At 50.2% G+C, this 14,293-nt stretch carries 15 protein-coding genes; 6 read left to right on the top strand and 9 right to left on the bottom strand.

Going from position 1 to position 14,293, the window contains the following annotated elements; all coding sequences use genetic code 11:
- Window positions 1-13: 13 nt before the first annotated feature.
- The 3 genes from rpiB to H8S80_RS08900 all read right to left on the bottom strand — a co-directional run bounded on the left by rpiB (window position 14) and on the right by H8S80_RS08900 (window position 2,799).
- Window positions 14-469: a ribose 5-phosphate isomerase B gene (gene rpiB / locus H8S80_RS08910; protein WP_002604889.1), complete on the bottom strand. Its 456-nt coding sequence runs from the start codon at window positions 467-469 to the stop codon at window positions 14-16.
- A gap of 31 nt (window positions 470-500) precedes the next feature.
- Window positions 501-1,622: a chorismate synthase gene (gene aroC / locus H8S80_RS08905; RefSeq protein ID WP_002604890.1), complete on the bottom strand. Its 1,122-nt coding sequence runs from the start codon at window positions 1,620-1,622 to the stop codon at window positions 501-503.
- Between the two features lie 118 nt (window positions 1,623-1,740).
- Window positions 1,741-2,799, bottom strand: coding sequence for a lactonase family protein (locus tag H8S80_RS08900; RefSeq protein ID WP_002604891.1), 1,059 nt, complete (start codon window positions 2,797-2,799; stop codon window positions 1,741-1,743).
- A 209-nt stretch (window positions 2,800-3,008) separates the two neighbouring features.
- On the opposite strand from H8S80_RS08900, the gene H8S80_RS08895 reads away from it, so the two are divergent.
- From H8S80_RS08895 to H8S80_RS08870, 6 genes are all read left to right on the top strand, one after another.
- The gene (locus H8S80_RS08895) at window positions 3,009-3,542 is read left to right on the top strand and encodes a helix-turn-helix domain-containing protein (protein WP_002604892.1); all 534 of its coding nucleotides are present in this window, start codon (window positions 3,009-3,011) and stop codon (window positions 3,540-3,542) included.
- A 72-nt stretch (window positions 3,543-3,614) separates the two neighbouring features.
- Entirely contained in the window at window positions 3,615-4,691 is a 1,077-nt protein-coding gene (locus H8S80_RS08890; RefSeq protein ID WP_002604893.1) for an ABC transporter ATP-binding protein, read from the top strand.
- Entirely contained in the window at window positions 4,684-5,496 is an 813-nt protein-coding gene (locus H8S80_RS08885) for an ABC transporter permease (protein WP_002604894.1), read from the top strand. The genes H8S80_RS08890 and H8S80_RS08885 overlap by 8 nt, the downstream gene beginning before the upstream one ends.
- A complete protein-coding gene (locus H8S80_RS08880) occupies window positions 5,496-6,287 on the top strand; it encodes an ABC transporter permease (protein ID WP_025530656.1) in 792 nt (263 codons plus the stop codon). The genes H8S80_RS08885 and H8S80_RS08880 overlap by 1 nt, the downstream gene beginning before the upstream one ends.
- A gap of 23 nt (window positions 6,288-6,310) precedes the next feature.
- On the top strand, window positions 6,311-7,408 hold the full coding sequence (locus H8S80_RS08875; protein WP_002604896.1) for an ABC transporter substrate-binding protein: 1,098 nt from the start codon (window positions 6,311-6,313) through the stop codon (window positions 7,406-7,408).
- Between the two features lie 51 nt (window positions 7,409-7,459).
- Complete coding sequence (locus H8S80_RS08870; RefSeq protein WP_002604897.1) at window positions 7,460-7,780, top strand: DUF1622 domain-containing protein; 321 nt, start codon at window positions 7,460-7,462, stop codon at window positions 7,778-7,780.
- A 57-nt stretch (window positions 7,781-7,837) separates the two neighbouring features.
- Here the strand turns inward: H8S80_RS08870 and H8S80_RS08865 are convergent, their stop codons facing one another.
- From H8S80_RS08865 to H8S80_RS08840, 6 genes are all read right to left on the bottom strand, one after another.
- Window positions 7,838-8,605, bottom strand: coding sequence for a GntR family transcriptional regulator (locus H8S80_RS08865; RefSeq protein WP_055653312.1), 768 nt, complete (start codon window positions 8,603-8,605; stop codon window positions 7,838-7,840).
- A gap of 51 nt (window positions 8,606-8,656) precedes the next feature.
- Complete coding sequence (locus tag H8S80_RS08860) at window positions 8,657-9,949, bottom strand: uracil-xanthine permease family protein (RefSeq protein WP_002604899.1); 1,293 nt, start codon at window positions 9,947-9,949, stop codon at window positions 8,657-8,659.
- A 14-nt stretch (window positions 9,950-9,963) separates the two neighbouring features.
- Window positions 9,964-10,446 (bottom strand): nucleoside deaminase, encoded by a 483-nt coding sequence (locus tag H8S80_RS08855; RefSeq protein WP_117630587.1) that lies wholly within the window; start codon window positions 10,444-10,446, stop codon window positions 9,964-9,966.
- A gap of 307 nt (window positions 10,447-10,753) precedes the next feature.
- Window positions 10,754-11,476 carry a hypothetical protein gene (locus tag H8S80_RS08850; protein ID WP_002604901.1) on the bottom strand — a complete coding sequence of 241 codons (723 nt, stop codon included), beginning with the start codon at window positions 11,474-11,476 and terminating at the stop codon, window positions 10,754-10,756.
- A gap of 27 nt (window positions 11,477-11,503) precedes the next feature.
- Window positions 11,504-12,223: a DUF5058 family protein gene (locus H8S80_RS08845; protein ID WP_002604902.1), complete on the bottom strand. Its 720-nt coding sequence runs from the start codon at window positions 12,221-12,223 to the stop codon at window positions 11,504-11,506.
- 365 nt (window positions 12,224-12,588) lie between these two features.
- Complete coding sequence (locus H8S80_RS08840) at window positions 12,589-14,022, bottom strand: amidohydrolase (protein WP_002604903.1); 1,434 nt, start codon at window positions 14,020-14,022, stop codon at window positions 12,589-12,591.
- Between the last annotated feature and the right edge of the window lie 271 nt (window positions 14,023-14,293).

Below are 14,293 nucleotides of genomic sequence, written 5' to 3'. Positions count from 1 at the left end.
ACCATACACCGGACTACAGCGCGCTCTGGTTACGTCTCTCGATATCCATCACCTGGTCCACACGTCTCTGGTGTCTTCCGCCCTCATATTCTGCATTCAGCCATTCTTCCGTAATCATCTTCGCCATCTCTGTACCGATCACTCTGGCGCCGAAGGCGAGGACGTTGGAATCGTTGTGCATTCTGGAAAGCTTCGCCGTGTATGGTTCACTGCAGACGCAGCAGCGGATTCCCTTTACCTTGTTGCAGGCCAGCGATATGCCTACGCCGGTTCCGCAGATGGCGAGCCCCAAATCCGCCTCGCCGTTTGCCACTGCATTGCCCACCTTTTCTCCGTAAACCGGGTAGTCGCAGCTCTCCGTGGAATTCGTGCCGTAATCGATTACCTCGTATCCTTTTTCTTCCAGGAACTTCTTCATCTCATTCTTCATCTCAAGGGCTGTATGGTCATTTCCTATTGCTATTTTCATTTTCTTCTCTCCTGTTTTATAGATATATGATTTATAACTGCTCCGTGTTATGCACACCGAAAAATCCCTGAATCCGGTCCAGTCTGGAGGTCATGGACAGAAGGAGTAAGTCCGCCGTCGTCAGCGCCGCCATCGCTTCCACCACCACCACGGCCCGCGGTACGATAATCGGGTCGTGACGGCCTTTGATCGCGATATCCGTCTCCTCCATACCGCGCGTCACGGTCTTCTGCTGCTGTGCGATAGACGGCGTCGGTTTGAAGGCCGCCCGCAGCACGACCCGGCTTCCGTCGCTGATGCCGCCCAGGATTCCTCCCGCGTGGTTCGTCTCCTTCTTTATCTTACCGGATTCGTCCATGCGAAACGCGTCGTTGTTTTCCGAACCGACCGACTTCGCGGCCTGGAATCCGTCTCCGATCTCAAAGCCCTTCACGGCCCCGATGGACAGGATGGCTTTTGCCAGAGATGCGTCGTACTTTTCAAAGACCGGATCACCCACTCCGGCAGGAAGTCCGTCGATCACACACTCCACCACGCCGCCCACAGAGTTGCATTCCGACATCATACGGTCCAAATACGCTTCGGCTAAAGCAGCGGCTCCTGCATCCGGCATGTAGAGACGGTTTCTGTACATCTCTTCCGGATCGAACTGTGCGGGATCCGCTTCGTACGGTCCTACGGCCTTCGTATAGGCGCATACCGTGATACCCAGGCTCTTTAAAAGCCTGGCCGCTATGGCTCCCGCGGCCACACGGCCGATGGTCTCCCGGCCTGAGGAGCGGCCGCCGCCCCGGTAATCCCGGAATCCGTACTTCTCGTCAAAGGTGTAATCCGCATGGCCAGGACGGTACACCTCCATGATGTTCCCGTAATCCCTCGATCTCTGGTCCGTATTCATCACAGCCATGGAGATCGGAGTTCCTGTCGTCTTCCCCTCAAACACTCCGGAAAGGATTTCCACCCGGTCCGCCTCCTGGCGTTTGGTGGTGAAACGGCTCTGTCCCGGTTTTCTGCGGTCTAAATACGCCTGAATGTCTTCTTCCGTCAGCGGAAGCCCCGCCGGACATCCGTCCACCACGACACCGATTCCCTTTCCGTGTGATTCTCCCCAGGTTGTTACCTTCAGTATGGTCCCCAGTGTTGATCCTGCCATGTATGATCTCTCCTTATCTCAATTCTTGCTTCAATCCACGCTTGTTTTGTTAAAACCGGGGCCCGCGTCCATTGTGCAAACGGACCGGCCCCCGGTTCTCAAATACCATTTTCTGCAATCACTCTCCGACCTTTACGATCACGCAGCTGTTGGGTTCATTGACTCTGATTTCTTTGCCGTTCATGATCAGCAGGCCCTTCTTATAGTCCACGGAAAAGAAAGTAATGCTGCCGTTCTCATGATTAATGGAAGCGATATGCTTGTCATCCGGGAATACACAGATGTCCTTCGGGTAGCTTCCGCTGATGGGCAGACAGCAGATATAATCCAAAAGGCCCGTCTTCGGGTCGCGGTCATAGACGGTTACCGTGTTGTCGCCTGCGTTACCGCAGAACATGTGCTTCTCATCGGTGGATAAGCGCATGGAGCTGGCAGCGGTCAGTTGGGATAACGCCTTCGGCCCCGTCGTGGATATGGTCTGTATCTTCTCGATCTTCGGCTGGCGCTCGCCCGTCTCGTAGGAGTAAACGTCGATCACATTCTTTAACTCGTATAAAAGATAGAAGAATCTGCCATCCGAGCTGAACCGAAAGCATCTGGGCGCGGATTCCAGCTCGCAGCGGAGTGCATCCACCAGCATCAGCTTCTCTTCTTTTTCATCGAACCGGTAAATCTTTACCTGATCGATCCCTAAATCGGCCACCATAACGAATCTGCCATCCGGAGTCCTTCTCGTACAGCTTACGTGCGGCCGGAAATTTCTCTCCGCCACGCTGCCGAGTCCCTTGTGGAACACTCCGTCTACGATGTCACCCACTGTTCCGTCCGGGTTCAGTCTCAGCACTGTGGACTTCCCATCGTGGTATCCGGATACAAATATATACTTGTCCTCAGCGTCCGTAGACAGATGGCAGCCCCTCATCCCCTTGATATTAGCGGAATTCAGCCTTGTAATCGCCCCGTTCTCGTGAATCCGGAATGATACGACACCCTCGTCCGCGATGGAGTACAGGGTCTTTCCGTCATTCGATGCGATGACATAGGAAGAGTTGTCCACTTCCATCTCGCATCTCGGTATAAAACGGCCTTTGGCCACGTCCACATCGTACACCGTAATCCCTTTTGCCTGGCCGTTGTAGGAGTAGGAACCTACGTATGCCATATACTTTCCTTTCATATTCGCGTCCTCCTGGATTGTTCCTTGTATAAACTAAAAATATCATATCATAAAAATGTATTTTTGTTAAGGAGAAACTATTGACATACGGATAAAATCCGGTATAATGTATTTTGCCGTGTGTTTATTATTACTAAACTTTTTAGTTATTATTATCATCAGTTAGTATAACTAAACTCCAGGCTTATATTTATTAAAAGGAGGAGCGTATGGATATCGGTGCGAAATTAAAAGAACTTCGGATCTTAAAAGGCCTAACCCAGGAAGAGCTGGCAGACCGTGCGGAGCTGTCAAAGGGATTCATTTCCCAGCTGGAAAGGGACTTAACTTCCCCCTCCATCGCGACTCTCATGGACATCCTGCAGTGCCTTGGGACCTCCATCGGAGAGTTTTTTAACGAGACTCCGGAGGAGCAGATCGTCTTTGGAAAGACAGATTACTTTGAAAAGCACGATCTGGAGCTGAAAAATGAGATCAAATGGATCATTCCCAACGCGCAGAAGAACATGATGGAGCCCATTCTTCTGACACTGGAGCCGGGCGGGGAAACGTACCCCGACAATCCGCATGAGGGAGAAGAGTTTGGCTACGTCCTGCAGGGCAATATCTCCATTCATATAGGAAGCAAGACATATAAAGCGAAAAAAGGGGAATCCTTTTACTTTGTTTCAGATAAAAAGCACTACTTAAGCAGCAAGGCCGGCGCAGTCTTAATCTGGGTCAGCTCTCCGCCTAGCTTTTAAATTACATGGACTGCACGGGAAACGGATGAAGGAAATCTGCTTACGTGCTCATAACGAGGAGGATAAAGGGTCATGGGTCAGCCATTAATTGATTTAAAAAACATTACGAAGGCATTTGACGGCACGGTTGTGCTGGACGATTTAAATCTTTCCGTAAAGGAAAATACATTTGTCACACTGCTTGGACCCAGCGGCTGCGGTAAAACCACAACGCTCCGGATCATCGGCGGATTCGAACGGCCGGATCAGGGCACGGTCATCTTTGACGGCCAGGATATCACCAGCCTTCCGCCAAATAAACGCCAGCTGAACACCGTATTCCAGAAATACGCGCTGTTCACCCATATGTCCATTGCGGAAAATATCGCATTTGGACTGAAGATCAAAAACAAACCGAGGACGTATATCCAGGATAAGATCAAGTACGCCTTAAAGCTGGTGAACTTAGACGGCTTCGAAAACCGTACCGTGGACTCATTAAGCGGCGGCCAGCAGCAGCGAATCGCCATTGCACGCGCCATCGTCAATGAGCCCCGCGTCCTGCTCCTCGACGAACCGCTGGGAGCGCTGGATTTGAAGCTCCGCCAGGATATGCAGTATGAGCTGATCCGTTTAAAGAATGAACTGGGAATCACCTTTATCTACGTGACCCATGACCAGGAGGAAGCCCTCACCATGTCCGACACCATCGTCGTCATGAACCAGGGCTATATCCAGCAGATGGGCTCTCCGGAAAGCATCTACAATGAACCGGAAAATGCCTTTGTGGCTGATTTTATCGGGGAAAGCAACATCGTTCCGGGCATCATGATCCGGGATGAGCTGGTGGAAATCTTTGGCGCGAAGTTTGTCTGTGTCGATAAGGGCTTTGGCAACAACAAGCCGGTCGACGTGGTAATCCGCCCGGAGGACATCGATTTGGTGGCTCCCGGACAGGGCTCGATCTCAGGCGTGGTAACCCATTTAATCTTCAAAGGCGTTCACTACGAGATGGAAGTCACCACACCGGATGGCTTCGAGTGGCTCGTACACAGCACGGATATGTTCCCGGTCGGACAGGAAGTGGATATCCACGTGGATCCATTCGACATCCAGATCATGAACAAGCCGGCTTCAGAGGATGAGGAGGCCGTGGGAGTCAATGAGTAAGAAATTATTATCCGGTCCCTATCTCATGTGGATGATCGGTTTCACCATCATTCCGCTGGCTTTGATCGTATTTTACGGTCTGACAGACAGAAGCGGGGCGTTCACCCTGGCGAATATCTTATCCATCGCCACGGCGGAACACAGAAAGGCGCTGTGGCTGTCCCTCGGGCTGTCCTTAGTCAGCACCATTATCTGTTTTATCCTCGCCTATCCGCTGGCCCTCATTCTGCGGTCGCGGGGCATCGGCCAGGGCAGCTTTATCGTCTTCATCTTCATCCTGCCGATGTGGATGAATTTCCTGCTGCGCACGCTGGCATGGCAGACGCTTCTGGAGAAGAACGGAGTGATCAACGGAATTTTATCGGCGCTCCATCTGCCGACCCAGGGCTTAATCAACACACCGGGAGCCATTATTCTCGGCATGGTATACAACTTCCTGCCATTTATGGTTCTTCCTATTTATAATGTACTGTCCAAGATCGATGACAACGTCATAAATGCCGCCCAGGACCTGGGAGCCAACTTTTTTCAGATCCTGTTCCGCATTCTGCTCCCGTTAAGCATCCCGGGGATCGTCAGCGGAATCACCATGGTGTTCGTGCCGGCGCTTACCACCTTCGTTATCTCCAATTTACTGGGCGGAAGCAAGATTCTCTTAATCGGCAATGTCATCGAGCAGGAATTTACCAAGGGAAGCAACTGGAACCTGGGTTCCGGCCTCTCTCTTGTCATGATGATATTTATCTTAATCAGTATGGCGCTGATCGCCAAATACGATAAAAATGGGGAGGGGACTGCATTTTGATGGGCAAAAAGACTGGTATACTCAAACGTTTTGTTCAGGACTTCTATCTTGTCCTCATCCTGGTATTTTTGTACGCTCCGATTGCGACCATGACGGTGCTGTCTTTTAACAGCTCCAAGTCCAGGACTCAGTGGGGCGGCTTTACCACACGGTGGTACACGGAGCTGTTCTCCAGCAATACCATCATGACGGCGCTCTACAATACGCTGCTGATCGCCTTTCTGTCCTCGATCATCGCGGTCATCATCGGCACGGCGGCGGCTATCGCCATTAATAATATGAAGCGTGTTCCCCGCAGTATTGTGATGGGAATCACCAATATTCCCATGCTGAACGCAGATATTGTGACCGGCATCTCCCTGATGCTGGCATTTATCGCCTTCGGAATCTCCCTCGGGTTTAAAACGATTCTGATTGCACATATTACCTTTAACATTCCGTATGTCATTTTAAGTGTCATGCCGAAGTTAAAACAAACGGATAAGAGTACTTATGAGGCCGCCATGGATTTGGGCGCAGCTCCGGTCTACGCCTTTTTCAAGGTTGTATTTCCGGATATCCTTCCGGGCGTGCTCTCCGGTTTTCTGCTGGCCTTCACCATGTCGCTGGATGATTTCATCATCACCCATTTTACCCGCGGCGCCGGCATCAACACCTTATCCACGTTAATATACAGCGAAGTACGCCGCGGCATCAAGCCATCCATGTACGCGCTGTCCACTATCATCTTCTTAACGGTGCTGATTCTCTTACTGATTACCAATTTTGCACCGAAACGGAAGAAACATTAAGATCATTTTAAAGGAGACAGATTATGAAAAAAAGGTTTTGTTCCATCATGGCCGTTGCGGCCGTGGCCGCATTATCCGCCGTCACCATGAGCGGCTGCGGCAAATCTGCCGAAAAAGCAGGAGGCGCCGGAGAAGTTTACGTTTACAACTGGGGGGAGTATATCGATGAGGACGTCATCGCCCAGTTTAAGGAGGAGACCGGGATTGATGTCATCTACGATATGTTCGAGACTAATGAAGAGATGTATCCCGTCATTGAAGCCGGCGGCGTGAAATACGACGCAGTCTGCCCATCCGATTATATGATTCAGAAGATGATCGAGAATAACATGCTTGCCGAAATCAATTTTGACAATGTTCCTAACATTAAGGAAATTGATTCCAAGTATATGGATATGTCCAGGAGCTTTGACCCGGACAACAAATATTCCGTGCCTTACTGCTGGGGTACCGTGGGAATCCTCTATAACACCAGCATGGTGGCCCCGGAGGATGCACCGACGAAGTGGTCCGATCTATGGGATGAGAAATTTAAGGACAATATCCTGATGCAGGACAGCGTCCGCGATGCATTCATGGTGGCTCTAAAATCTCTGGGCTACTCGATGAATACCACCAATGAGGCGGAAATTGCCGAGGCGAGAGACTTACTGATCAAGCAGAAGCCTCTGGTTCAGGCGTATGTGATCGATCAGGTCCGCGACAAGATGATCGGCGGCGAAGCTGCCATGGGCGTCATCTACTCCGGTGAAATGCTTTACATTCAGCAGGAGGTGGCCGATCTCGGACTGGATTACTCGCTGGAATACGTAATCCCCGAAGAGGGAACCAATCTCTGGCTGGATTCCTGGGTAATCCCGGCCAACGCTCCGAATAAGGAAAATGCAGAGAAATGGATTAATTTCCTCTGCCGCCCGGATATCGCCAAAAAGAATTTTGAATACATCACCTACCCGACACCGAACAAGGGCGCCTTTGATCTGCTTGATTCTGATCTTCAGAACAACAAGGCTGTATTCCCGGATACGGACTCTCTGAAAAACTGTGAAGTCTTTCAGTATCTTGGAACCGATGTAGATTCTATTTATAATGAATACTGGAAAGAAGTGAAATCGAATTAGGGCTGCATCGCTTACGCATGACAGTACCCGCCGCAGTCAGGAGGACGTATCGTGGTAAACGCATTAGAAACAATTTTACAGCAGGTGGTCGATATCACCATTCTCCTGTTCGAATTTATGGGAGTTCTGGTCATCATCGCGGCAGGGCTTCGCGGGATTTATGATTCCGTGAAGAGAAACCCCTCCATTCGTCTGAATCTGGCCCAGGGCATGGCTCTGGGGCTGGAATTTAAGCTGGGAAGCGAGATCCTGCGTACCGTAGTGGTCCGCCAGCTGTCGGAAGTGGCCGTGGTGGCCGCGATTATCGCCCTAAGGGCGGCACTGACATTCCTGATCCATTGGGAGATCAAGGTGGAACGGGAATCTGAGTAAATATGGTATAGAAAAGAGGAATTTCAGCTCATTTCATTGAGTTGAAATTCCTCTTTTTTAGTACCGTATATTTTTCTGCCGTATCATATTAAACTTTATAATGGCCGTGTTTATATACTCATTGGCATGAATCAGAGGCCGATCCGATGAACTGTAGTTTATTCCCTTCAAGTATAAAAAAGGTTTACATCCCAGCTGATTCATATCTGCATATTGGTCCAGCCCTTCGATCTCTGTCGTCAGAATAGTGTCGATCTCCACTTTGTCCCATTCGATTTTTTCACCGGAAAGATTGTAGATGTATTGAAAAATGGAATTCTCATATTTGCTGAATTCACGAAATGCCTCCTCCCCTCCGATGAGTGATAAGCTAAAATAATCACGGCAGAAAGCACATACCGTATCATCGGCCAGAAACATCTTCTCCGCTACTACGAGCTGTTCGCCGCTCTCCATCTGCAGCTGCTGACAAATGGCTTCATCCCTGTCGATTTTCTGAATGTTCAGCAGCCTGACAGAAGGTGTATATCCACTGTTCTCAATCATTTGAGTAAATTCCATACAAGGATTGAATTTAACCTTAATATTGAGAGAATCTACGTTTACAAAAGTGCCTTTTCCCTGACGGCGAAAGATAATGCCCTCTGAGGCCAGGTCATTGAACGCCTGTCGTATGGTGATGCGGCTGACACCGATCATCTCAGCCATCACCTCTTCTCTGGGAAGCTTATTATTACGGGAAAGGTCCATGTTCTTGATATATTTATGTATTTCACGCTTTGCCTGCTCGGAAAGTGTCAGTGTGTTCAGCTTCTGGTACTCCATGTGATAGCCTCCTGCCTTTTTCTTTAATCATAGTTGGTGGGAGGCTCTTTGTCAACGTTTCAAACCCTTGCTTCCATTTAAAAGAAGATTTAGAAGAATGGCGCTGGCGCTTACCATAAAAAGGCCATTGCTGCAGATCATGCTGAGCGTGGAGGGAAGACCTGCAAAGATATCTGAGGCGAAGGTGGCACCAACGCCAATGGCAATACTGGTTCCTACAATCGTGAAGTTATTGTTTTCAAAGAAATTCAGCTTGGACAGTATGGAGATGCCTGAGGAAGTAATGACGCCAAACAGAGCCAGGGTGGCTCCTCCCAGAACTGCCTTCGGAACAACCGTTATCACCGCAGATACCTTGGGGAATATGCCAAGAAGAAGCATCATCACTCCGGCCGTCGCAATTACCGAGCGGCTTTTTATCTTTGTGAGGTCGATCAGGCTGACATTTTCATTGAACATGGTGGAGGGGACGGAGTTAAAGGCTCCTGTAATAACCTGTGAAACCGCCTGCGCCTTGATGCCTTTAATCTTAGTGGCATTGTCTGTATGTGTTCCGGCGATCTCATCCAAAACGGAGAAGACGCCAATGCACTGAATCATATTTATGATACAGAAAATGGTCATAATCAATATGGAACCCGCCTCAAACTGCGGTGTACCAAAGTAAAAGGGTGTCACCAGCCGGAATGCACTTGCCTCCTGAATTGGTGTTATATCCACCATTCCCAGGAAAGCCCCGACCACCGTTCCGCCGATAATCCCCAGCAGAAGAGACATGGCCCGCCAGATTCCTTTGCCGAACTTCTCCACCAGGATGATAAAGATTAAAACGCCAAACCCCAGCAGCAGATTCTGCACCGATCCATAGGTACTGCTGCCGGCTCCGCCGGCCAGATCCTGGATAGCCGTAGGGGCCAGGCTGACACCGATCAGTGTAACGAAGGTACCAACGACCACCGGCGGAAACAGCATAAGAATCTTATCCAGGAAAAAGGAAAGAAGAAAGATCAGGACACCGGATACCATAATGGCTCCAAACAGGGTGGGAAGGCCGTAAGTATTGCCAATCATGATCATGGGAGCCAGAGGCGCAAAGGAGGAGCCCAGAATGATAGGATATCTGGAGCCTATGTATTTGCTCAGACCAAATACCTGGATCAGAATGGCAATTCCGCTGGTAAAAAGGTTGGCTGATACCAGAAACGCAGTGGTCCTGGCATCCAGCCCCATGGCGCCGCCCATGATAAGAGGAACCGCTATGGTTCCGGGGCACATGGCTAACACATGCTGGAAGCCTACCAGCAGGTTCTTGCCAGGGCTTATTTTCTCAGAAAACATATCCATATAAGGTCCTCCTGCTAGTCCCAATAGCCTTCATGAACTTTGGCTGCATCTGCTTCCACTTCCGGAACAGGTCCCACCACCTCAATTGCCTTTTGTCCCCGGGAAAATACTTCACGGCAGGGAAGGTCAAAGGTTGGATTCTGCTCATTGCTGCCAGTCAGCTCCAGCAAACGGCGCTCGGTCATGCCATAAACTACGCGGCCGATATTGGCCCAGTAGATGGCGCCGGCACACATTGCGCATGGTTCCGCTGTGGTATATAAGGTACAGTCCCAGAGAAAATCCTTTGTAAATTCATGGGATGCACGTGCGGCCAGAGTTGCTTCCGCATGACCTGTACAGATTTTGTCTGTGATCTCGATATTCCCCTGCTCCATCACAATGTCTCCGTCCTTGTTCACTAAAAGCGCTCCGAAGGGCGTGTTGCCCACAGCACGGGCCTCCCTGGATATCTCAATTGCACGTCTTAAATAGTATTCATGGCTCTGATAACTCATATAAAATCCTCCTGCGGAATAGTATTAGGTAATAGGTATTACCTTTTATTTGAACCTATCATAACACGCAGAAGATATGATGTCTATGTGAAGGATATACGATATACAGAGCAATAATTGTACAAAATAGACAAAAACACGGTGTTTCACTTACTGCGATCGATTCTCTGCCGCTTCTTATCGTCATCGTCCGCCGCATGTTCCCGGAAGTAAACGATCTCCACAAAAAAGAGGAATGCCCGCTCAATTGAATGAGTGGACATTCCTCTTTTTTAATCAGGGGATTATTTAACCCCCTGCATTTCCATTAATTTTTCTTTCTGGCCTTTAATTCGCTCTTCAGCGTCATTTTGATGATCCCGGTCTTATACATCACCATGGCACAGACTACCGTGACACCCATACACAATAGCACTACGAATCCCTCTTTGCCCCCCAGCGGGTAAAATGCATTGATGACAAACACCAGAATCAGCGGAAAGATCATGGTGAGTGATTTTCCCTTTGCCTCGTATTCTCCGCAGTCGTCATTGACAAAGCTTAAGAGAATTCCGCCGAACAGTGCAGGAAGGAGGTACTGAGTCGCCGTCTGAACCGCCGGACTCGTAAGCAGCGGGCGGAGCGGTACCAGGAGAATGACTCCCAGCACAATAATCAGTGTGGTAACAATGGAGGAAACCGCGACGCCGATCGTCGCAATGGTGTCTCCCTCATCCGTGCCCTGTGAGGTATCTGTGAGCACCTGGGCGTTGATGACCACCGGTATTTTTAAGTTCATGACATTTCCGGTTAAAAAGGTTAAGTACGCGGAGGAGCCCAGGATCGGCGTGTAGCTTAGTACCTCTGCAATGTTTGTGGGCAGAAAGACTGCCAGCAGTCCGCCTCCCACTGCAAATATCTGTCCGATGCTCTCCGGCCATACGCCGTAGACCGTGGATATGACCGCAGGAATTCCCAGCATAAACCCAATTGCTATGATGACGCCGATACGCCCGGTCCGGTGGATGCTTGTCTCGTAATTTTTATCCATGATAATACCTTCCTTTCCTTTTCCCCATTAACCAAGTATCCTGACCCACAAAAGGGACGACGCCATGCCCAGCAAAAGCGTATCTGCCATGACGAAATTTCGCAGCCAGAGAATCTTAAATTTCTTAATAACAGCCATATGTATCATGACGATCACGCAGGAGGTAACGACTACCGCCAAATAGACCGGTCCCTTCATAATCTGAATCGGAAGGAATGCTTCAATGATGGCCAGGGACAGCACGCCGGTCAGGAGCGCGCCCATCGCTCCATGTGTGTTTTTCGCCTTCTGCAGACTGGTCTGCACCCGTTTTCCAAAGATCAGGACGCCGACAATCCCGCCCAGAATACAGATACTCATAACAAACATGACGGTACCGACGATGGAGGCATCTCCCGCCGCGTTAAGCGCAGCGATGGATTCATAGCCGGCTCCCGTGGCTACCATGTCGGCCGCCATCAGTTCATACGTAACGGAGCCCACCACGGATAAACGGAACCATGACCACGGGACTCCCAGAACAGCCGCAAGACTGAACAGACCGATGACGATGGAAATGGAGGGGACGATGGAATAGATGGCCGATGAGGTAATAGCCGTCTTCAGTTTCTCTTTTGTCAGGCCGATTTCCAGACCGTGACGGTATGCTTTTCTCAGTGTAATTACGCAGAATATCAGGATATATACGATTCCCGCCCCGACTAACGCGTAGAGAAGCGGACTGTTCATTATTTCGTTAAATGTCATGATTCTTTTCTCCTTTTTTATATGGCAGGGATCATTTCCTGGCAAGGAAAATTCTCCCGGTCAGGAAATCTCCCCGGTCAGGATATCCCCTCTGGTCAGGATATCTCCTCTGGTCAGGTAGTCTCCTCTAGTCAGGTAGTCCCCTCTGGACAGGTAATCCCCTCTGGTCAGGTAATCCCCTCTGGTCGGGTAATCTCCTCTGGTCAGGTAATCCCCTCTGGTCAGGATATTTCCCCTGGTCAGGAAATTTCCCCTGGTCAGGATATCCCCTCTGGTCAGGATATCCCCTCTGGTCAGGATATTCCCTCTGGTCAGGATATCCCCTCCGGTCAGGATATCTCCTCTGGACAGGAAATCCCCTCTGGTCAGGATATCGCTCCTGGCTGGACTCCTTCGGGAATCGGTGAAAGGTATACTCCGCCGGTTTCCTCCTCCAGTTCCTTCTTTGCGGTATCGAGGATCTCCGGATTTCCATAGATCTTCGCACAGGCCAGGGCAATCGCACGCGCTACCGCCTGGCTGGCCTTGTCACCGATGGAGGTTCCCACCTGTGCCGTCATCTGCCATGTATGTGCGCCAGTCTCCGGGATTCCCGCCGCCGCCGTGATCTGAGCGGTCGGTACCTGATAGCTCACGTCTCCCACGTCACTGGAGCCGGTCATCACTTTGTCTCTCATGGCAGGCGTGTAAGGCATAATAAAGGTATTGAGAGGCCGCCTCGCAAATTCTTCCTCGCTGATTCCGTTCTGCTTTGCTCCGTTTTTCACCACCCGCTCTCTCTGCTCCTGCGGCATGGCGGCCAGGAAGTCTCTCGCAATGGCGAATTCCTCTTCCCCAAAATCCGGGGCGCCGGTTTCCAGGTACGCATCGGACAAAAGCCTGGAAAGCGTCGGATTGGGAATCGTGTCGCTTAAGCCACCTAAGACCTTGATGCTTACCTTCGTCTCTGTCATCAGCGCGGCGCCTTCCGCGATCTTTCTCATGCGCTCCAGGATCTCTCCGCTCTGAACGAGCTTTGGAGCACGGATAAAGTAAAGAAGCGAGGCGTGATCCGGTACAATGTTGGGGGCCTCTCCACCGCAGTCTAAATACGCATAGTGCACACGGGCATCGGAAATAATGTGTTCCCGCAGGTAATTCACGCCCACATTCATCAGCTCACAGGCATCCAGTGCGCTGCGCCCCAGCTCCGGAGCCGCTCCCGCGTGGGCGGTCCTTCCTTTAAAATCGAACCGGACCTTATAATAGGCTACCGTTCTCACCGACATGGACATGTTGCCGTCCATCGGATGCCAGCTGAACGCCGCATCAATGCCGTCAAAGCAGTGCTCCTTTACCATAAATGCCTTGCCGAATCCAGTCTCCTCGGCCGGACATCCGTATAATTCCACGGTTCCCGTCACTCCGGTCCTCTGTAAATACTCCTTCACCGCAATCGCCGCCCCTACGGCCCCTGCCCCCAGGGCGCTGTGGCCGCATCCATGTCCGTACTTTTTTCCTTCGATGGGACATGGCTTCGCACATCCGGCTTTCTGGCTTAAATCCGGTAAAGCATCATACTCGGCCAAAATTCCGATGACAGGCTTACCGCTTCCGTATCTTCCCACAAATGCAGTTGGGATCTTCGCCACCCCTTCTTCCACCTCAAAGCCTTCCTGTCTTAAAACCGCCTTGATCTTCTCCGCACTCTGATCTTCCTGATAACCAAATTCCGCATAATCCCACACGGCCCGGTTGATTCCGGCAATGATATCTGCCTTTTCTGCCACAATGTCATGAATGAATTGTTTTTCTTCCATTTTCCCTCTCCTTCTGTGCATTTGTTATAGTTAATATTATCAGATACTCGGGTTCAGGAGGAAATATGATTCATTTATAGAGATATATAAACAATCTATATGGTGATATTAAACAATATCGAAAATCATTGTATTACAGGCTGGATTTTTTAGAACAAAGTGCCTTCGGCACTCTCAACTCCCCTGCCCCTCACTCATGAGGGGTTTTGGGGTTTTCCTTTGTCACTTTTTGTTGTAAAATATTCTTATGTATAAAAAGAACATTCTTCAA

The sequence above is a fragment of the Hungatella sp. L36 genome, from assembly GCF_014288035.1.
Note: the sequence above shows the minus strand (reverse complement) of the source record. Positions and strands in the feature narration are given on the sequence as shown.